Annotated in this window: 18 protein-coding genes and 1 tRNA gene; 15 read left to right on the top strand and 4 right to left on the bottom strand. The window is 60.0% G+C overall.

The genetic code is table 11. The features are described from left to right. The first annotated feature begins 98 nt into the window (after positions 1-98). The 12 genes from smc to AC1U7K_RS06440 all read left to right on the top strand — a co-directional run bounded on the left by smc (position 99) and on the right by AC1U7K_RS06440 (position 15,705). Positions 99-3,743, top strand: a complete 3,645-nt coding sequence (gene smc, locus AC1U7K_RS06495) for a chromosome segregation protein SMC (protein WP_480250143.1) — start codon at positions 99-101, stop codon at positions 3,741-3,743. Between the two features lie 179 nt (positions 3,744-3,922). Then, positions 3,923-6,088, top strand: a complete 2,166-nt coding sequence (gene shc / locus AC1U7K_RS06490; protein WP_480250141.1) for a squalene--hopene cyclase — start codon at positions 3,923-3,925, stop codon at positions 6,086-6,088. A 47-nt stretch (positions 6,089-6,135) separates the two neighbouring features. After that, positions 6,136-6,906 (top strand): phosphorylase family protein, encoded by a 771-nt coding sequence (locus tag AC1U7K_RS06485; RefSeq protein ID WP_480250140.1) that lies wholly within the window; start codon positions 6,136-6,138, stop codon positions 6,904-6,906. Between the two features lie 15 nt (positions 6,907-6,921). Then, positions 6,922-7,683 carry an MlaE family ABC transporter permease gene (locus AC1U7K_RS06480; protein ID WP_480250138.1) on the top strand — a complete coding sequence of 254 codons (762 nt, stop codon included), beginning with the start codon at positions 6,922-6,924 and terminating at the stop codon, positions 7,681-7,683. Positions 7,684-7,940: 257 nt separating this feature from the next. Beyond that, positions 7,941-8,693 (top strand): ABC transporter ATP-binding protein, encoded by a 753-nt coding sequence (locus AC1U7K_RS06475; protein ID WP_480250136.1) that lies wholly within the window; start codon positions 7,941-7,943, stop codon positions 8,691-8,693. 120 nt (positions 8,694-8,813) lie between these two features. After that, positions 8,814-9,257 (top strand): outer membrane lipid asymmetry maintenance protein MlaD, encoded by a 444-nt coding sequence (gene mlaD, locus AC1U7K_RS06470; RefSeq protein ID WP_480250134.1) that lies wholly within the window; start codon positions 8,814-8,816, stop codon positions 9,255-9,257. Positions 9,258-9,304: 47 nt separating this feature from the next. Further along, on the top strand, positions 9,305-9,925 hold the full coding sequence (locus AC1U7K_RS06465) for an MlaC/ttg2D family ABC transporter substrate-binding protein (protein ID WP_480250133.1): 621 nt from the start codon (positions 9,305-9,307) through the stop codon (positions 9,923-9,925). 20 nt (positions 9,926-9,945) lie between these two features. Beyond that, positions 9,946-11,154 (top strand): BamA/TamA family outer membrane protein, encoded by a 1,209-nt coding sequence (locus AC1U7K_RS06460; protein WP_480250132.1) that lies wholly within the window; start codon positions 9,946-9,948, stop codon positions 11,152-11,154. A gap of 151 nt (positions 11,155-11,305) precedes the next feature. Further along, a complete protein-coding gene (dxs, locus tag AC1U7K_RS06455; protein ID WP_480250129.1) occupies positions 11,306-13,270 on the top strand; it encodes a 1-deoxy-D-xylulose-5-phosphate synthase in 1,965 nt (654 codons plus the stop codon). Positions 13,271-13,284: 14 nt separating this feature from the next. After that, entirely contained in the window at positions 13,285-14,472 is a 1,188-nt protein-coding gene (gene ispG / locus AC1U7K_RS06450) for a flavodoxin-dependent (E)-4-hydroxy-3-methylbut-2-enyl-diphosphate synthase (RefSeq protein WP_480250128.1), read from the top strand. A gap of 65 nt (positions 14,473-14,537) precedes the next feature. Continuing rightward, a tRNA-Cys gene (locus AC1U7K_RS06445) sits at positions 14,538-14,613 on the top strand. Positions 14,614-15,279: 666 nt separating this feature from the next. After that, entirely contained in the window at positions 15,280-15,705 is a 426-nt protein-coding gene (locus AC1U7K_RS06440) for a bactofilin family protein (protein WP_480250127.1), read from the top strand. Positions 15,706-15,748: 43 nt separating this feature from the next. Here AC1U7K_RS06440 and AC1U7K_RS06435 read toward each other — a convergent pair whose 3' ends face one another. The 3 genes from AC1U7K_RS06435 to AC1U7K_RS06425 all read right to left on the bottom strand — a co-directional run bounded on the left by AC1U7K_RS06435 (position 15,749) and on the right by AC1U7K_RS06425 (position 17,005). After that, complete coding sequence (locus AC1U7K_RS06435; RefSeq protein ID WP_480250126.1) at positions 15,749-16,006, bottom strand: hypothetical protein; 258 nt, start codon at positions 16,004-16,006, stop codon at positions 15,749-15,751. 106 nt (positions 16,007-16,112) lie between these two features. Beyond that, on the bottom strand, positions 16,113-16,301 hold the full coding sequence (locus AC1U7K_RS06430; protein WP_480250125.1) for a hypothetical protein: 189 nt from the start codon (positions 16,299-16,301) through the stop codon (positions 16,113-16,115). Further along, positions 16,298-17,005 carry a DUF72 domain-containing protein gene (locus AC1U7K_RS06425; RefSeq protein WP_480250123.1) on the bottom strand — a complete coding sequence of 236 codons (708 nt, stop codon included), beginning with the start codon at positions 17,003-17,005 and terminating at the stop codon, positions 16,298-16,300. The genes AC1U7K_RS06430 and AC1U7K_RS06425 overlap by 4 nt, the downstream gene beginning before the upstream one ends. A 195-nt stretch (positions 17,006-17,200) precedes the next feature. Here AC1U7K_RS06425 and AC1U7K_RS06420 point away from each other — a divergent pair, with 195 nt between their 5' ends. Genes AC1U7K_RS06420 through AC1U7K_RS06410 form a run of 3 tightly spaced genes read left to right on the top strand, consistent with a single transcriptional unit; the run spans position 17,201 to position 20,138 of the window. Next, positions 17,201-18,580 carry a serine/threonine-protein kinase gene (locus AC1U7K_RS06420; protein WP_480250122.1) on the top strand — a complete coding sequence of 460 codons (1,380 nt, stop codon included), beginning with the start codon at positions 17,201-17,203 and terminating at the stop codon, positions 18,578-18,580. Positions 18,581-18,587: 7 nt separating this feature from the next. Beyond that, positions 18,588-19,409, top strand: a complete 822-nt coding sequence (locus AC1U7K_RS06415) for a Stp1/IreP family PP2C-type Ser/Thr phosphatase (protein WP_480250120.1) — start codon at positions 18,588-18,590, stop codon at positions 19,407-19,409. 12 nt (positions 19,410-19,421) lie between these two features. Then, entirely contained in the window at positions 19,422-20,138 is a 717-nt protein-coding gene (locus tag AC1U7K_RS06410) for an FHA domain-containing protein (protein ID WP_480250119.1), read from the top strand. On the opposite strand, the gene AC1U7K_RS06405 is transcribed toward AC1U7K_RS06410, so the two are convergent. Continuing rightward, entirely contained in the window at positions 20,133-20,300 is a 168-nt protein-coding gene (locus tag AC1U7K_RS06405) for a cysteine rich repeat-containing protein (protein ID WP_480250118.1), read from the bottom strand. The two genes, AC1U7K_RS06410 and AC1U7K_RS06405, sit on opposite strands and share 6 nt — an antisense overlap. Positions 20,301-20,332: the final 32 nt, after the last annotated feature.

Below are 20,332 nucleotides of genomic sequence, written 5' to 3'. Positions count from 1 at the left end.
CGTTTCCATTGGAGAAACGATCCCCGTTTGCCCGACAAGCAAATGAAAACAATTAAAGTGGGAAACGGTTCAAGCCAACCTTGGTATGGAGGACGCGGATGCATCTGAGGTCCTTGGAGCTCACGGGATTCAAGTCATTTGCCGAGGCGAAAATTGAATTCCCGCGAGGGGTGACGGCCATCGTCGGGCCGAACGGGACCGGCAAAAGTAACGTCGTCGATTCCATCCTCTGGGTGTTAGGCGAGCAGAGCGCCAAGACGTTGCGAAGCGACCGCATGGAGGACGTCATTTTCAACGGCACCGAAACGAGAAAGCCGTTGGGAATGGCCGAGGTGTCGCTCATCATGAGCGGGGTCGAGGACGACCGCCTCAGGGGCCTCCCGGGACTTCCGGAGCAATGGGGCGAGCTCCATGAGGTCATGATCACCCGGCGTCTCTACCGTAACGGCGACAGCGAATATCTCATCAACAAGACGCCCTGCCGGCTCAAGGACATCCGCAGCCTCTTCTTGGACAGCCGTGCCGGCACGAAGGGCCATACGATTATCGAGCAGGGGCGGATCGAGCAGATCTTGAATGCCAGCCCTCAAGATCGGCGCGAGTTGATCGAAGAGACCGCCGGGATCGTTCGCTACAAAAAGCAAAAGGCGGAGGCGCTCCGCAAGCTCGACTCCACGCAGCAAAACCTCCTCCGCGTGAAGGACATCATCACCGAGGTCAAGCGCCAGCTCAATTCGCTGGAGCGCCAGGCGCGCCAGGCTCGCTCTTACCAAACATTGCATGATGAGGCCAAGGTCCTCGAAGTGCGTCTCCTGACGCATGAGTGCCGGGAACTCGTGGGCGCGCGCACCGAGGTGGAGACGCAACTCGGGGCGCTGGAGGCGCAGGAGGCGGCTCAGTTAGCCGACCAGGGCCAACTGGAAGAACAACTCGAAGGCGCGAAGCTGCGGTTGATCTCCGGTGGTGAGGCGGTCAGTCGGACGCGCGACGAACTCGCCCAGGTGGAGCAACAACAAGCGCAAGCGCTGACCGCGATGGAAGTTGAGAAGGGCCGCTTGACGCTGTATGAGCAGCAGCGGGTCAATGCCGAAGAGGAGCTCGCGCGCCTGACGGCCGACAGCGAACGCGTCACGACTGCCCTGAATGCGCTGCGCGATCGAATCACCGCGGACGAAGAAGAAGTGCGGCGCGCACGCATGGCGTGTGATGAACTGAGCGAGACGGCCAAGAGCATCGCGGCTCGCCGCGCCGCCGATGCCGCGGAAGAGGCTCGGGCCCGCCAAGAGCTGTTGAGCATGACCGTGCAGTTGACCCGTACCGAAAACCGGTTGACCACCTTGGCAGGTCAAGAGGCGCAGGCCCTGCGCCGAATCGAGCGACTCGGTCAAGAGTTGATGGAAATCGAAGCCCAGCACGCGGGGTTGATCGATCGGTTGGAGCAGACCTTGTCCGGACGGCAACAGGGTGAACAAACGATTCAGGAGTTGCGTGCGCGGCACGAGGCCGCCGTGGAACAGGGGCGTCGCTTGGAGGCGTCCGCCCGTGATACCGAACAGGCGATCCGCCGGCGCCAGGAGGAATTGGCAGCCGTCGAGTCGCGGCTCAAGGCGCTCCAAGGCGTGTTGCGTGAAGAGCTGGGGTATGGTCGTGAAGGGGAAGAGGAGGCGACATCGATCCGGAGCGCGTGCGCGGCGGTCAAAGAGTCGGTAGGCGAATGGTTGATCGTACCGCCCGGACTGGAGCGGGCCGTCGAGGCCGTGCTCGGCGAACGCCTTCGCGCATGGCTGGTCGACGAACCGGCCCACGGCCGGAGAGCGATCGAATTCTTGATCCAGAAAGGACTCGGCCGTGGCACGTTCATTCCCCTTCAGCCCCGGTACGCCGAGAGCCGGCTGCACGCGCCCGCCTGGTGGCCTGCGCTGAACGGCCAGCCGGGCATCATCGGCCTCGCCGTCGAGTTGCTCAGGAGCGACACGCAATCGCCATCGGTGGTCGCCTCGCTGTTTGCCGGCGTCGTGTTCGTCAACTCACTGGAAGTCGCCATCGAGCATTGGGGGCGCGGCCTCTGGTCAGCGCCCGACGGCCCGACGCTCGTGACCATCGATGGCGAGGTGCTTGACCCTGCGGGAGTCGTCACGGGTGGAACGGCCGGCTCGAGCGGTGGGTTGCTGCTGCGCCGACGGGAAGTGCAACGGTTGGAAGAGGAGCGAACGTCGCTCGTCGCCGGGCTTGAGATCCAGCGAACGGAACTCGCGTCGCTCACTGTGCAGCTCCAGGCGACGCGTCAGGAGATCGAGCAACTGGCGCAAGCCATCCGCGATGCCGAGATGCGGGTGCTGGGGCTCGCGAAGGATGAGGTCTCCCTGCAGCGCAACGTGGAAGAACTTGCGAGGCGGATGGGCACGATACGGACAGAACGGGATACGCAGGAAGAAGAGCGGCGACACCTTCAGGCGGAAATGGCATCGGCTCAAGGTGAGGCGGCCGGTTTGCGGGAAGAGCACGCCTGTCGTGAGCAGATGCTCCTTGGCCTGCAGGCGCGCCTACGTGCCGATGAAGAGGAGAGTCAGGCGGTGCAGCAACGCGTCGCAGAAGCCCGGGCGGCACAGGCGTCCGCCGAGGCGCGGTTCGAGCACGGGAAAAAGGACCTGGCGCGGTTGCTCGAAGAGCAGGAGAGTCAAGCCGCGCGCCGTGCCTCGTTGCGCGATCAGCTCAGCGCGCTCGCGCAGTCCGTAGAAGAAAGCCGAGAACTTCGCGATCGCAGCGAGGCCGTCTTTCACGAATTGGACCGACGCGCCCTAGTCATCAAAGAGGCGCTGGTTCAGGCGCAAGAACGATACGACCACGACTTCACCATGTCTCAGGAATTGGAACGCCAGCTCGCCGCGGTCCGGCACGCGGTGACCGCCGTGCTGGAGAGCCGAACCGCGATCGAAGTGCGCCGCGCAGAGATCATGACGCAACTGTCCGTGCGCGAAGCGACGTTGACCGGCACATACCAACTCTCCGTTGAAGCGGTGTTGACGCAGGAGGCGCCGGAGGCGGACGGATCATCCGAACGGATGACGGCCGTGCGTGAGCAGCTCCAAAAAATCCGCGAGCGATTGGATCGAATGGGCCCGATCAATCTGGCGGCGATCGAGGAGCACCGCGAGTTGGAGGAGCGGTACCGATTTCTCACGACGCAAGAAGAAGACCTCTCGAAGTCGGTGGCGTCGCTCAAGGAGATCATCAGCCGCATCAACCGGACGACCAAGGAATTATTCTTAGAGACCTTCAACGAGCTCCAGGAGAAATTTGGTGAAGTGTTCACGCGATTCTTTCCCGGCGGTCGCGCCGAGCTGGTCTTGACGGAGCCCGAGCCGGACCCGGAAGGCGGCACGACTGCGGATGAGCCGGGGGTGGATATTGCCGCGCAGCCGCCGGGGAAGCGGCTCAAGAGCATCACGATGCTGTCCGGCGGAGAGAAGACGTTGACCGCGATGGCGTTGATCTTCGCAAGCTTTCTCATTCGTCCGACACCGTTTTGCATTCTTGATGAGATCGACGCGCCGTTGGATGAAGAGAACATCGGCCGCTTCACCACCGTGCTGCGCGAGCTGGCCGAAAGCGCGCAGTTTCTCGTCATCACGCACAACAAGCGGACGATGTCGATCGCGGATTCGATGTTCGGCGTCACGATGGAGGAGCCGGGAGTCTCCAAGCTCGTGTCGGTGAGGCTGGCGGACCTGCAGCCGGCTTGAAGCAATGGTCAGACCTTGTGGCTCAGTCATCACGGTTTGCTTGACACCCTTAGGCACCTTTGCTATAAACGCCCGTTGTGAATATGGTTTTCGTTCGACGTGGGGGTGAACTCCTCACTGCACCCCGGCGCCTTTTCCCTCCCGGATACATTGCTATTGTTGGTCGCTGAGGCGACTACATGAAACTCATTAAGAGCCTCATTATTCGTTTGTCCGATAGCCTGGTCGCGTCGATGCCGCGGCGCCTGAAGACGTCGCGTCTTGGTGCGCCGGTCCTTCGGCTCGTGTCGTACAACCGACACCCCGTGGTGCATCCGGACCCGACGGTTCGCCGCGCCGCTGCCTCGGTCGGGCAATCCGAATTCATCGACGAAGCGATTCGACGAAGCAAGAGCTGGTTGCTGAAGCGTCAGCACGTGGAGGGCTTCTGGGTTGCCGAATTAGAGGCGGACACGACGCTGACGTCTGAATATTTGATGCTTCGGCGTTTCTTGAATCGGGTCGATCCCGACCGTGAACGAAAGGCGATCCGATACCTGACCGCCACGCAATTGCCCGAAGGCGGTTGGCCGATCTATTACGGCGGCCCCGCGGACATCAGCGCGTCGGTGAAAGCGTACTTCGCGCTCAAGCTGGCCGGGGTCTCCAAAGACGAGCCCTTCATGATCCGCGCTCGGGAGGCGATTCTCGCGCAAGGAGGCGTGGCGTCCGCGAACGTCTTTACCAAGATCGCCTTGACCCTGTTCGATCAGTATGACTGGCGGGGCATCCCGAGCATGCCGCCCGAGATCATGCTGCTGCCCAAATGGTTCTACTTCAGCATCTATGCGATTTCGTATTGGAGTCGTGCGGTGCTCATCCCCTTGCTGATCGTCTTCTCCTACCGTCCGGTGTGCCGTATCCCACGCGAGCAAGGGATCGATGAGTTGTATCTTGAGCCTCGTCATCTGATGGACTTCAATCGGGTGCCGCCGCTGAGGAAAGATCGGGCTTTGTTCACGTGGCGCAATGTTTTCATTACGATCGACCGGTTCCTCAAGATCTACGATCGGATGCCGATCCGAACGCTTCGGGACACGGCCGTCCAGCGCGCGGCGGATTGGATGATCGAGCATATGCAGGGCTCGGGCGGGTTGGGCGCGATCTACCCCGCCATGGCGAACTCCATCCTGGCCTTGCGGTGCCTCGGCTACGACGTGGACCATCCGCTCGTGGCGAAGGCGTTGCGCGAGATCGAGGAACTCGAGGTTTACGATCACGTCCATACCGAGCATGGCAAGATGGAGGGACTGCACCTGCAACCCTGCTTCTCGCCGATCTGGGATACGGCGCTCTTGATCAATGCGTGTATCGAGGCCGGCTTGCCCGCTGACCATCCGGCCTTGCTCAAGGGCGGCGAATGGCTCCTCAGCCGACAGACGCGAACCGTCGGGGATTGGGCCGTGTCGGCGCAAGGGGCCAAGCCCGGCGGGTGGTATTTCCAATTCGAGAATGAACTGTATCCCGACGTCGATGATAGTGCCGTCGTCATCATGGCCCTCTGCAAGCTTGCGATGGCCGACCGTGGCAGACAGCTCGAAGCCATTGCCAAAGGGGCTCGGTGGGTCCTGGCGATGCAGAGCTCGAACGGCGGATGGGGCGCCTATGACCGGGACAACAGCAAAATGGTCTTCAATCTGATTCCGTTCGCCGACCACCGCGCATTGCTCGATCCTCCGACATCGGATCTGGCCGGACGCTGTTTGGAAATGCTCGGCGCGCTCGGTTTCGACCGGCGTCATCCCGCCGTGAAACCCGCGCTCGACTTCCTCTACCGTGAGCAGGAAGAGGACGGTAGCTGGTATGGTCGATGGGGCGTCAACTACATCTATGGCACGTGGTCGGTTCTTGCCGGGTTTCGGGCAATCGGCGAGGACATGTCGGCTCCTCATGTTCGTCGTGCCGTCGCCTGGCTCGAGGAGAAACAAAATGCCGACGGCGGGTGGGGAGAATCGTGTCTCTCCTATGCCGATCAGGCCGAAGCGGGACGAGGGGAGAGTACACCGTCCCAAACGGCCTGGGCACTTCTCGCCCTGTTGTCAGCCGGAGAATCCGATTCCATCAGCGTCGTCCGCGGGGTGAATTACTTGCTGCGGCATCAGCGAGAGGACGGCTCCTGGGAAGAGATCAAGCACACCGGAACAGGATTCCCGCGCGTTTTCTATCTGCGCTACCATTGGTACTGCCAGTATTTCCCTCTCTGGGCCCTTGCCATGTATCGCAACGTCCGGGCACGCGGGCAAGCCCGCGCGGATGAACTCCGGCGGGAAGCCTTCGAGAGCGGCGTGTTCCGACAGGACGCCTGACCAGCCATGCGCCGTCCACGCTTGCCGCACCGCGCGTGGGGCTCTGCTTGAAACAGATCGGCATCTTCGCGGCCACGCGATGGGAGTGTGATGCCGTCTGCCGTGCGCTGCGTGTCGACGGGCGCCTCTCACCTGAGCCTGCGACCATCTGCCATTCCGGCCCTGTTCGCGTGATCGTTGCGCGGACGGGTATGGGACCGGCCCGTGCTCGGGGCGTTTGCGGCGCGATCCTTCAACGGTACGCGCTCGATGGGCTGATTTCCTCGGGCTTCGCCGGCGCGCTGATTCCTGCCGCCATTGGTGATCTCTTGATCGGGACCGAAGTGGTCCTTGCTGACGAGCGCGGCGCCGGGGGCGGCGAGACTCGATGGTCGTGCACAGAGGCGATGATTTCTCGGGCGCAACGAGCGGCCGAGGCTGCGGGGATCCCGTGGCACCGCGGATCGATTGTGACGGTGTCGCACATCGTCGGACGAGCGGCGGAGAAACGGTTGCTCGCGGCGCGCATCAGGGCCATCGGGGTCGACATGGAGAGTGCCGCTATTGGTGCGGTTGCCGCCGAGCATCACCTTCCATTCGTCGTGGTCCGCGCTGTCTCCGATCTTCTTGATGAGGACTTGCCCGTCGATTTCAACTTGTTCTTGCACCGGCGTCATTGGCCTCGCGCGATCTGGTCCCTGGCACGCCCGTCGGCGGCCATCGGTCTCCTGAGACTGCGTCGGCACACGGCGATGGCGAGTGCCCGCATCACGGCCCTGTTCGAGCGATTCTTCGACGAAGGGTCGGTCATTCAGAAGATGGCCGCCTCAACATCATGATGGAACGGTGACTGCATGCTTCAACGGGTCGGCGCGGCGACGTTGTTCCTGGTCGGAGAGATGGGACGGATGCTCCTGTTCCTGATCTCCACGATCCTCTGGCTCGTGCGCCCGCCGTTCCGCCCGTTCCAAATCCTCAAGCAGCTCCATTTCATCGGCTTCAAGTCGACGTTCGTCGTCGTCCTGACGGCCATGTTTACGGGAATGGTCTTGGGCCTTCAAGGCTATTACACGTTGCGAAAATTCGGCTCGGAAGCCCTCCTGGGTTCGGCCGTCGCCTTGAGCATGATTCGGGAACTGGGCCCCGTGCTCGCGTCGTTGATGGTTACGGCAAGAGCGGGGTCCGCGATGACAGCCGAGATCGGGATCATGCGGATCACCGAGCAGATCGATGCCTTGGACACGATGGCGGTGAATCCGCAACAGTACCTCGTCGCGCCAAAACTCCTGGCGGGGCTCATCGGGGTGCCGCTATTGGTCGCGATGTTCGACGTGGTGGGGATCTACGGCGGCTATTTGGTCGGCGTGGATCTCTTGGGAGTGAGTTCCGGTTCATATTGGAGCTCGATTGAATCCGCGGTGGAATGGAAGGACGTCTACGGCGGGATTTGGAAGTCGATCAGCTTCGGAGTGATCGTGACGTGGGTCTGCTCCTACAAAGGTTACTACACCAAGATGAGCGCCGAAGGGCTGGGGACGGCAACGACGGAAGCCGTAGTCCTATCCTCCGTCTTGATTCTGGTATGGGACTATTTCCTCACGTCGGTGCTCCTTTAACGAAGTGCTGAGGCGCCCGGCGCACGGATAAGTAACGCCACGTTTGGGTGCGCCGGCGAGGTCCACGACGCGCCGAATAAGGCGCGTTACGTTTGTGGACGCCGGCGAGATGGTGAGCCGGCCGTGTCTTGTGAGTGCTGAGTAATCGGAGCCGCCCAGGAATGACGACGATCCAAAAAATTGGAACCTTACCTCTTTCCCGTTCTGCCACTCAGCACTACGCACTCAGCACTCAGCACGCGTGACCTGAGCGAACGATGATCAAGCTCGTCGATGTCCATAAAGCCTTTGGAGCGCAGCCGGTGCTGCAGGGCGTCGATTTGACGATTCCGCCGGGAAAGCTCACCACGATCATCGGCCGAAGCGGTGAGGGCAAGAGCGTCCTGCTCAAGCACATGATCGGGCTGCTCAAGCCGGATCGAGGCGAAGTGTGGGTCGATGGGATCGAACTGTCTCGGTTGAAGGGTGCCGCGCTCAACGAGGTGAGAAAGCGTTTCGCCATGGTGTTTCAGGGGGCGGCGCTGTTTGACTCGTTGACCGTCTTTGAAAACGTCGCCTTTCCGCTTCGTGAAAAGCTGAAGCTCTCCGAGAACGAGATCCAACGACGCGTCAACGAAAAGCTGGCGCAGGTGGGGCTGGCCGGCATGGGACACAAGTATCCGGCCGAATTGAGCGGAGGCATGAAAAAGCGCACGGGGTTGGCACGCGCCTTGGTCATGGCGCCCGAGATCATCCTTTTCGATGAGCCGACGACCGGTTTGGATCCGCTGATGGCGAAGACGATTCACGATCTGATCATCGGGCTGCAACGGACCTTCGGCTTTACCGGCGTCATGGTGAGTCACGAGATTCCAGAAATTTTTTCGATTTCAGACTGGGTGGCGATGCTGCGAGAGGGTCGGATTGCGCTCATGGCACCGGCGACGGAGTTTCAAAAGACGGCCGACCCTGCCATTCGCGAATTTATTACCGTCGGAGGGACCGTCAAGGCGGAAATGGCCAATCATTGACCGTGTCCGTGACGCTGAACACGGATGGGCGGCTGGCGGGATACCATGCCGATGCGCCTGTCGGTTGTCCGGCACGAGCGGAGCACGAACGACTAACGGGGACGAGGCACGGAGCCACTCATGGAAAAAACGAAGCTGGAATTGGTCGTCGGACTCTTCGTGGCCGTCGGCATCGTCTGCCTGGGCTACTTGTCGATCAAGCTCGGGAAACTCGAAGTGATCGGTGGTCACCAATACGAGATTGAAGCGGAGTTCGACAGCGCCTCTGGGTTGAAGAGCGGAGCGGCAATCGAAATTGCCGGCGTCGAGGTCGGGCGCGTCAAGGCCATCCGATTGAAAGGCGATCGCGCATCTGTCATTCTCGGCCTGGAAGACGGCGTGAAGCTCTATAGCGATACGATTGCTTCGATCAAGACGCGCGGGATCATCGGGGAGAAGTTCTTGGCGTTGTCCCCCGGTGGCGGCGGCGAGCCATTGAAGCCCGGCGACCGCATTCGCGACACCGAATCCGGGGTCGATCTGGAAGAGTTGATCGGTCAGTTTATCCATGGCAACGTGAAGTGACGAAAAGGCTTGAGGGTCGTGCACAGGGGAGAGCCGTGGAGGTAGGCATGCGAGTTGTTCATTCGTTGGCCATAGTGATGGGATGTCTTACGATTGCGGCACTCATTGGCGTTTTCCCTGCTCCTGTCCGGGCCGCCACTGCCACTGAATCGGTGAAGACCACCATTGATCAGGTCGTCCGCATTTTGCAGGACAAAGAGATGAAGAAGCCCGAACGACAAGAGGATCGCCGCAAGCGGATCGAGAAGGCGATCGGCGACCGCTTCAGCTACGACGAGATGGCGAAGCGGACATTGGGAACGCAATGGGCCAAGTTGGATGAGAAGCAGCGACAGGAGTTCGTCGATCTGTTTCGAGCGCTGTTGACGAACACGTATATCGCGCGCATTGAAGCCTACTCGGGCGAGCAAATCCAGTATGTGAACGAACGCTTGCAGGACAACTTTGCCGAAGTGCGGACGAAAGTCGCGACCGGGAAGACGGAATTTCCGATGGACTACCGCCTCTTGAATAAATCCGGCGATTGGCGCGTCTACGACATCATCTTGGACGGGGTCAGCCTCGTCAGCAATTATCGCGGTCAGTTCAGCAAGATCATTCACTCCTCGTCATACGAGGATCTGGTGGACAAGTTGCGAACCAAATCGGATAAGATCGCCGCGCCCTAAGAGGACCGCATCTCCCCGTCATGTCCTTGGCTTCACTTGGCGGTCTGTTTCTTCGCTTCACCCTGCCCTTCATCGCTCTCCTCCTCGCGGAACAGGCCGCCGCCGACGTCTCGTACTTTCCCGTACCCTCCGTCTCGACCAGTAAAAACGATGGCAACGACGCGGGCTTTCTCGTCCCCACCCTGGTCACGAGTCCCGAAGGAGAGCTCCGGTACGTGATCGCGCCCATGTTCGTGGTGAACTCGATCGTCGGTGCGCGGGGCTCCATTAACGTGTTCCGCTACGATACCGGGGGCCGGGAACTGCGGTTCATCGGATCGTATTCCGAGCAGATCGAGCGAAAGTTGGTGTTCAGCTACACCGACCCGGCGTTCCGCAACGGGCGCTATGCCTTCAGCATCGGCGCGTCGTTCTTCAAGAACGCGACCTCCCGGTTCTACGGCATCGGACAGGAGATGCCGCTGTCGAACCAGAGCAATTACACCGCTCGAGAAATTCGGGCCAACTGGAAATTCGGCGTCTATCTGAACGAGGTGACGCAAATTTCGATCGGGGAGCGATTTCGCGATGTGCGAGTCCAGCGCGGGGCGACCGACCTGCCCTTCAGCCTGGAGGAATTTCCAGACGTCGTCGGCATGCAAGGCGCGTCCATCCTCGGTCACCGCGCCACCTTTCATTACGACACCCGTGACAATTTAGTGACGCCGACGGTGGGCTCGCAGCTTGTCGCCTACGCCGAGGTCAATAACAACCTCCGGAACGGCGACCATCCCTTGTACTTCCGATATGGATTGGAAGCGAAAAAGTTGTTCCCCAGTGACTCCAAACGCGTCATCCTCGTAGTCCGTGGTGAATTGCAGACGACCTTCGGGGGGGAAGTGCCGTTTTACGAGCGAAGCAGCTTGGGCGGGCAGAATAATCTACGTGGATTCGGTGTGGACCGCTTCATTGATAACCATCTTCTCGCGCTCAGCCTCGAAGAACGGATCCACGTCATGCGTTTTCGCGTGATGAATGTCACGGCGGATTTTGAAGTTGCACCGTTCGTGGATGCCGGCACCGTCTTCCCGTCCTTCAGCTCGTTAAGTCATCGCCATTTGAAGGAGTATCAAGTGACGCCGGGAGTCGGCTTTCGCGGCATCGTCCGCCCCAGCATCGTGGGTCGTGTGGACTACGGCTATAGCCACGAAGGCGGCGCTGTCTACGCGGGCCTTGATTTCCCGTTCTAAGCGGCAGCGCGGTCGATCGTACGTAAATGCTTGACTTAACAAAAGCCATGTGGGAAACTTCTTCGGTCTTACTCATGCCCCGGTATTCCCGTCACAAAACGCCGAGCCGAGCCTTCGGTCGGTTCTGATTGAATCCCATGAGGAGAAACGTATGGCGGTCTTGAAGACCATTCACAGCCCGGCTGACCTAAAATGTGTGTCACCCGATCGGTTCCCGGAGCTATGCCAAGAAATTCGGGACGAAATCATTTCCGTCGTGTCCAGTGTCGGCGGACACCTGGCCTCAAATCTCGGCGTGGTCGAATTGACGGTGGCGCTTCATTACCTCCTCGACACCCCGAAGGACAAGATCGTCTGGGACACAAGCAATCAGGCCTACACGCATAAGCTGCTGACCGGCCGCCGTGAGCAGTTTCACACTCTCCGTCAGTACGGCGGCTTGAGCGGGTTCTGTAAGCGCGAGGAGAGCGAGTACGATACGTTCAATGCCGGGCATGCGGGCACCGGCGTGTCGGCGGCCTTTGGAATGGTCGAGGCGCGCGATCAACTGCGGCAGATGCATCGGGTCGTCTGCGTCGTCGGTGACGGCGCGTTGACCGCGGGAATGACGCTCGAAGGCCTGCACCACGCCGGCGGCTTGGGGAAGGATTTTCTCGTCATCCTCAACGACAACCAGATGTCGATTTCGAAGAATGTCGGCGCGATTTCGGCGTATCTGAACCGAACGTTCACCGGAGAGTTTTACGCGCGCATCCGTGAGGAAACGGTCCAGTTCCTGCGTGCCATTCCACAAATCGGGCAGCCGATGCAAAAGATGGCAAAGCGGGCGGAGGAGTTGGCCAAAGGGCTGATCCTACCCGGTCTCCTGTTCGAAGAACTCGGATTTCGCTATGTCGGTCCCATCGACGGCCACAACTTCGAGCACCTGCTGCCCACGCTGGAGAACGTGCTTAAGTTGAAGGGGCCGGTACTCTTACACGTCATCACCAAGAAGGGCTTGGGCTACGAACCGGCGGTGAAGAATCCCGTCTGGTTCCACGCCTGCCCCGCCTTCGATCGGGTGACCGGCCAACCAGCGAAAAAAGCCGTGCGGCCGACGTACACGGCGCTCGCCGTGGAAAGCTTGATCAAGCTTGCTCGTCGCGATCGGCGCATTGTGGCAATCACGGCTGCGATGTGCGAGGGAACCGGCCTGACCGCGTTCGAGAAAGAATTTCCGGACCGGCTCTATGACGTCGGTATTGCCGAGCAACATGCGGTGACGTTTGCGGCGGGCCTGGCCGCGCAGGGCATGCGGCCCGTCGTGGCGATGTACTCGACATTCCTGCAGCGCGCCTACGATCAGGTTGTCCATGACGTGGCGACGCAAAACCTGCCCGTGGCGTTCTGTATTGACCGCGGCGGCTTGGTGGCGGAAGACGGCACCACGCATCATGGCGCGTTTGACTTTGCCTACCTTCGACATGTGCCCAATATGGTGGTGATGGCGCCAAAGGACGAGAACGAATTACAGCACATGATGGCGACGTGCCTCAGCTACAATGGCCCTGCCTCCGTCCGGTATCCTCGGGGGGTGAGTCTCGGTGTGGACCTCGATCGAGAGCCGGCCGCGTTGCCGATCGGCAAAGGCGAAGTGTTGAAAGACGGCACGGATGTGGCGGTCGTCGCGATCGGTGTCACGGTCTGGGAGGCGTTCAAAGCGGCAGAGCGATTGGACTCAGAGGGAATCTCAACCGCGGTCGTCAATGCACGATTCGTCAAGCCGCTGGATACGGAGTTGGTCGCAAGCGTGGCGAGAAAGGTTCGCTATCTGGTCACCGTGGAAGAAGGCTGTCGCATTGGCGGCTTCGGGTCCGGCGTGCTCGAAGCGCTGTCCGACCATGGAATCACCCACCTCCGCACGAAGACGATCGGCCTTCCCGATTGGTATATTGAACAGGGGCCACAAGACTTGTTGCGCGAGCGATATGGCTTGACGGCTGAAGGGATTTACGAGACTGTAAGGAACCTGCTGGCGCAGCGTTCTGATACGCCTGTCTCCGACCGAGAGTCGAGGGGACCGGCCCTGGCAACCCGAGGGCGACGCGAGTCCATCGGCGATGAACAGGGGAGTTAAGCACAAGAGACACGATGTACATCACGCGACGTAAGACCCGACAAATTCGCGTTGGAAAGGTTCTGGTCGGCGGCGATGCGCCGATCTCCGTCCAGTCGATGTGTTCGACCGACACGCGGGATGTGACTGCGACCATCGAACAAATTCGGCGGCTGGAAGAGGCGGGCTGCGAGTTGATCCGCGTCGCGGTCCCCGATATGGAGGCCGCCGCCGCGCTGCCGAAAATCAAACACGCGATGAGCGTCCCGCTGATTGCCGACATTCATTTCGATCATCGTCTCGCGCTGAAAGCGGCTGAGGTCGTTGATTGTGTTCGGATCAATCCCGGGAATATCGGCGCCTGGTGGAAAGTCATGGAGGTGATCCAGGCGGTCAACGACCACGGCATCCCGCTCCGCGTCGGGGTGAACGGCGGATCACTCGAGCGGCCGCTGCTGGAGAAGTACGGCTATCCGACCGCCGAGGCGCTCGCCGAGTCGGCGCTCAACGCCGTCCACGCGCTTGAGGATGTCGGCTTTACGAACATGAAGGTGTCCCTCAAGGCGAGCGACGTCCACATGGCGGTGGACGCCTATTACCTCTTCGCGCAACAATCGAATTACCCGCTTCACATCGGCATCACCGAGGCGGGGACTGCGATGACGGGCGCCGTAAAGTCCGCGATTGGACTCGGCTGGCTACTGTCGCACGGCATTGGAGATACCATTCGTGTCTCGCTCGCTGCCGATCCGGTCGAAGAGGTCAAGGTCGGTTTTGAGATTTTGAAATCGCTCGAACTCCGGCATCGCGGCATCAACGTCATTGCCTGTCCGACCTGCGGGCGCGTCGAGATCGACGTGGTCAAGATGGCCAACGAGTTGGAAAAGCGGCTCGGCCATATCAAAGCGCCGCTCAACGTCTCAGTGTTGGGTTGCGTAGTGAACGGAATCGGCGAAGGGAAAGAGGCCGACATCGGGATTGCCGGTGGCGAGGGAGTCGGAATCTTGTTCAAGAAAGGGAAACTTGTCCGAAAAGTCCCGATGCCCGAACTGATGGATTGCCTCATCGAAGAAGTCGAGTTGATGGCGAAGGAAAAGGAAGCCGAAGGCGTCGGCTCCGATTGTGGCGAATTCGATTCACGCGAATCCCTCCGATCACCGGACAGCGACACACAGCCTTCCACGCTCTCGAGAGAAATTCCGGTCCTGCCGAACAAACGGTAAGTCCTCCTCTTCCAATTGCGTTTCCATTGTCTTGTGCCCGTCCCGATCGCTATAATGCCGACCAAGGCGCCGTACCCAAGTGGCTAAGGGAGCAGTCTGCAAAACTGCGATGCGGCGGTTCGAACCCGCCCGGCGCCTCCACTTCCGCGCTTATGTTCGACCGCATCCGATGACTTCTTTCCCGGCCAGGCAGGCGATCTTCTGGGGTGTGTGCCTCTATTCCTCGACTGTCTCACTCGGCACAGAGAGACGACCGATGAGATGGCTTTCGAGGCTGCCCTAACCGGCCCATTCACTAGAGCCTTGTTTTTGCCGATCATTTCGGTCAGCGGGAAGGCATCGACCTTGCCCCCTTTTCCTCCTAAGGTCATTTGCATCGAAGGGAGGAATCGATGGCTGACATCCTTTATATAGGCGCGCTGGTGCTGAGTGGGGCGATAGTGTTTGGGTGTGTTGCGGCAATTATAGGGGAGACCGAAAGGAAAATTCTGTATCGCAGGAAGAAGCCCGTGGATATGATCGCCAGTATTTCAAGTGGTGGATAATCGAACATCATGTGGCATTAGCTCCTTGCCGCCACCTCACGTGAAATTCCTTGTCCTTTAGCTGTGTCGGTAGATCTGAAGCTGTTCGCGCCACCGGCTGATAGTATGGGACCCTCATCCCGTCTCCACCAGTGAATCCCTCAGTCCTTGCCGCCATGGCACACGACTTCCGACTGAACCTATTGACCTCTCCGCCTCGCAATGGCACTATCCGCCCGTTTCTGGTAGACCGAGCAGTGGGGAACTGGGAAAGGAGACCCGTATGTGGAACAAGGGAAACGGGAGCGAGGAGGCCGACTCGGCGACAAGCGCATTGCCTGCCGGAGACATCGGAGCGTTTTTCGGAAAGGGCGTCACGTTCAAGGGCAACATCGTCTACAACGGCACGCTGCAAATTGACGGGCTCGTCGATGGCGAAATTCAGACAAATGGGACGTTGATTCTCGGAGACGAAGCTGAAGTGCGGGGAAAAATCACCGCAGGAACCTTGATCAGCCGGGGGCGGGTCACTGCGGATGTCATTGCTGCGCAGGCCGTGAAGCTTCTCAAACCGGCCGTCTTGGATGGGACCGTTCAGACGCCGGTCTTCGTCATCGAGGAAGGGGTGCGGTTTACAGGCCGATGCGCCATGAGCGAGGGCGCGATCGCAAAAACGGACGAGAGCGGGCCGCGTCTGGTCAAGTTGTAGTAAAAGAAGGGGCAGCGAGGGCTGCCCCGAAGCCATCCGGTTGCTATTTCTTTCCCTTCTTCGGCATTTTCTCTTCTTCCTTGGTGCTGGAGCTTTGGCCTTGCGGCGATTGTGAACCTTGGCTCTGCTCTTTCATTCGCTCCTTGTGCATCATCTCCTGCGACTGTTGTGTGCCGCCTTTTCCCGGTGCGCCCCCTCCAGTGCCCGTCCCACCTGACCCCGTCTGCGCCAGCGCGATCGGCGTGGTTCCAAACATGACGATCATGCACCAGGCAGCCATCGTACGAGCGATCGACACCATACCGTCCTCCTTCCGTTAAGCGGTTCTCCTTATTCTAGGGATGGAGCAATGCGCCTTCTGTCGGCGTCGTAGCTCGTTTTCTGTGGCGACCCGCCCGACAGCCGGGTCACGACGTGCCGAGCAATTGGTCCACAATCGCGTGGATGGTGAGCGGAGCACGGCCCTCCGACCGGTTGTTCACGAGCACGTAGGAGCGCCGCTGTTCCGCGACTGCTTGCTGCACCAGCCGGACGGTGTCCCGGCGCATCTCGGGGAGAGGGCGAACGATCTTGCTGTACGGTTGGTACGCTTTCACCGTGTCTCCATAGCTCTGTCGCGAGGCGTCAGCAGGCGGCAGACGACAAAGGAGGCCGTGAAGTTCTCTCCAAGCCGTTCGTGCTGTTCGGCAAGCGAAGGGAGTGACGTGAGGTGGTTGTAGACATGCGCGATGCCGTGCGTTCCAAGGATGTCTCGGTACCGGGATCCGAGCAGCCGAGGATTGCGCACTTCCACCGCGTACTCGTGCTTGGTCGGGAGCTTGGAGAGGAAGCAGTCGAGGCGACGAAGAAAGTCGGCGGGTTCAATGGCTGTCCGTTGGAATTCAAAAATGAACGGTCCGGTATGCTCACTGAATGCCTCTTCAAAGGGCAGGAGGAATTGTTCGTTGAAGTAGTCGACGTCGAGAAAATGCGGATTGGGCCCTGGCAGCTCTTTTCGCCGTGTCCCGGTCCCGAAGGCCGGCACGGTAATGTCTTGCCAGACTTTCGCACACACTTTGAATTCGGTGGGCAACAGGCTCGCATAGTGACTCAACTGCCGAACAGACGGAGGGCCGTAAAAGGTGAAGTCGAATCCCACCGTTCGGAACACGCGCTCACCGCGATACACGTACTCGGCGTACTCCCGCAAGCAATCCTGTTTGAATCGGCCTTTCGGATAGGTTCGGGTGTAAACCAGGCCGCACCAGCCTTCATAGGTCCAGGTGGATGTCCTGAAATGGATCAACGGCGACAGCGCCATGGCGCATTCTAACAAAGCAGGGCAAGCCGATCGTCTCTGCTCCTCCACGGCCTACGCCTCATTCATTCCCATCCCCGCGAATTTCAACCGCGCGTAAAGTGGTGGAGGCGGAGACGAGTGACAAAGGGCGAGAGGCTCGAAGTCTTTGACACTCCATGATCTTTAGCTAGACTTTCCAGGTGGCGTGGTGAGGCGATGACGGAGCGGTCTTGGGTCTGGGCGGCGCAATATCTGGTCGCGATTCTGCTTGCGCCCTTGGCCGGGCTCTTTCTCAGCCATCTGCCCTTGTTCGCGCACACGTCGTTCGGCCGAATCGGGATCACGGCGGCTACGGCGGTGCGGTTTGCAGGTCACGGCGTTGCGGTCGTCTTGCTCTGGCGTTTGGCCCATGGAATCTCACTGATCGTGATCGACGAATCTGAATATGGATTGAGGCTCCTCCGCCAGGTTGCCAAGCCAATGGCGGCATTGCTCATTCTGTTTCTCGCGCACAAAGCGATGATTCCGTACCTGATCCCCCTGGTTGGGCGCATGGGAGCGCAGGTCTATCCCTGGATTTGGGTGATGGCAAGCGTCGGCGTGGCAAGTTGGTTCACGCTCGTGTGGATCGGCAACGTCGGCATTCTTTTGCGGTGGAGTGAGGAATGGCTCGCGGCCTCGGCGACGAACGGAGGGCAGCAAGCGGAGCCGACATCAAACAAAGGAAGTCAGGGCTTCGGCGACAAGACAATGGTCCTTGCGCCGGCCGTTTCATCGCGCCTTGGTCGCTATCAGATCGTTCGGGAGTTGGGTCGTGGATCGATGGGGATCGTCTATTTGGGAAAGGACCCAACGCTCCAGCGACTGGTGGCGATCAAGACCATGCGATTGGATTTGGACGATCCCGAGCACGTCAAGGAAATCAAGGAACGGTTTTTTCGGGAAGCCGAATCGACAGGCCGGCTGGCGCATCCAAACATCATCACGGTCTACGATGCCGGCGAGCAGGCGGGTCTCGGCTACATCGCGATGGAATATCTAGAGGGGACCACGCTCAGCGCCTGGTGTCGAAAAGAGCAATTGTTGCCGGTCAAGCGTGTGATCGAAATCATCGCGCTGGTCGGAGACGCGCTCGATTATGCGCATGAGCGCGGCGTGGTGCATCGGGATATCAAACCGGCAAACATCATGGTGACAAACGACAGCACGGTCAAGGTGATGGACTTCGGTGTCGCCCGACTGAACACGGCGACGAAATCCCATACGACCGTGATTCTGGGCACGCCGAACTATATGTCGCCCGAACAGCTTGCGGGGGAAGCGGTCGACGGCCGGTCTGACGTGTTCTCATTGGGCGTCGTGCTGTTCGAATTATTGACGAGCGAGAAGCCCTTCGAGGCCGACAATATGGCCTCGTTGCTGTTTAAGATCGCCCATGAGCGTCACCGCTCGTTGCGTTCGCTGCGTCCTGATCTGACGGCGCTGATCGAAGCGATCATCGATCGCGCGCTTCAGAAGGACGTCTCGCAGCGCTACGCGCGTGCGCGCGATTTTGCCCACGACTTGCGCGACTGTCTCAACGGTGTAGCGGTCTGAGGGTGTGATGGAGATGCGGGTCGGCGCGAAATCGGATATCGGGCTGAAGCGGGCCCACAACGAGGACGCCTTTTGCGTCGATCCCTTGTTGGGCCTGTATGTCGTGTGCGACGGGATGGGGGGAGGAAATGCAGGCGAGGTGGCGAGTGCGTTAGCCGTCGAAGCCATTCACAAGCATGTCCTCGAAAGCGTGCAGAACGGCGACATGCCGCTGCTCGGTGGACAGGACGGTACGGTGTTGCCCCAGACGAATCGACTGGCGAGCGCCATCCGGGTGGCGAACGAGACGGTCCACCGGGAAGCCCAGATGCAACCGAACTGCTCGGGGATGGGGAGCACGGTGGTCGCGGCGTTCGTCCGCGGAGAGGTGGTCTCGCTCGCGCATGTGGGCGACAGCCGTCTGTATCTGATCCGCGAACGGCAGATACAACCGCTGACAGCCGATCATTCGCTGATCATGGAGCAGGTCCGTCAAGGATTGCTCACTGAAGATGAAGCGGAGCAGTCGCCGCAGCGCAATATCGTCACGAGAGCCTTGGGCGTCGAGGCCGCGGTCGATGTGGAGCTGGGCGAAGTGCCGGTCAGAAGCGGCGACCGCGTCTTGCTGTGCACGGACGGCCTCACCCGGCGCGTCAAGCCGTCCGATATCCTCAAGGCCGCGCAGATGGACGATGACCCTCAAGCATTGGCCGATCGCTTGATTTGGATGGCGAACGCGGCCGGAGGAGAGGATAACACCACCGTGGTCATCGTCGCCTTCGATGAGGGGGTCCGGCCGAGTTTCTGGCAGCGGTTGCGAAACCAGCTCTTGAACCATCGCGGAGGGTGAAGGAGGACAGAGATGATGCAAGGCACGGGGCGCGTTCCGCGGATCACGGTCAAGTACAACGAATCGGTCGTCAAAGAGATCGAGTTAACCGGGCAAGAGCTGACCATCGGCCGCAAGGCGGATAACGATCTGGTCTTGGAAGACGGCAGCGTGTCGAGCCGCCATGCGCGGCTCGTCAAGATTCAGTCCGTGTTCTTCCTCGAAGACCTTCAAAGCACCAACGGTACCTTCGTCAATGAGAAGAGAATCGACCGTCAGCAATTGAAAGACGGTGATATTGCCGTAATCGGCAAGCATCGGCTGGTCTTTCGGGACGAGACGGCGGAGGTGTCGCATGGGAAGCGGTCGGAGGTGGCGAACGGCGACCGCACCGTCATCCTCAAATCGCCGAAGACCGCAGACGGTCCGCACCGCGAGTCGCATGTCGGCATGCTGCATGTCGTGTCAGGGAAGACGGATCGGAAGGAATACACATTGACCAACAAGCTGACGATCATCGGCTCACAAGCCAATGCGGCGGTCAAGCTCGGCGGATGGTTTGCGCCAAAAGTAGCGGCGATGATCGGCCGCCGTGGCGACGGGTATTACATCAGTCCTTCCGAGGAAGGCAAGGCGCTCCAGGTCAATCACGCGACGGTCAAGGAGCAGACGGATTTGAAAGAGGGCGATGTCATCGAGGTCGCCGGCGTCAAAATGTACTTTTCGATGAAGGACGGATCTTCCTCATAGCAAGTCCACCAACGCTTGATAGCACCGATCGGAGACCTGCTTGTAGTGTTGCTTGAGGCACTGGAGGATCCGACCGCTTCCCGTTTCCACGAACCGGCAAAACTGCTTGATGTCGCCTTCACAGGCCGCCTTGAAGTGAGCCATCGCCCTCTTGACCTTCATCGCCCGCTCTTCGACCTGCTGCTGAACACGCG

It is taken from the genome of Nitrospira sp. Vd2, from assembly GCF_979581665.1.
This window is presented reverse-complemented; position numbering and strand designations above follow the sequence as displayed.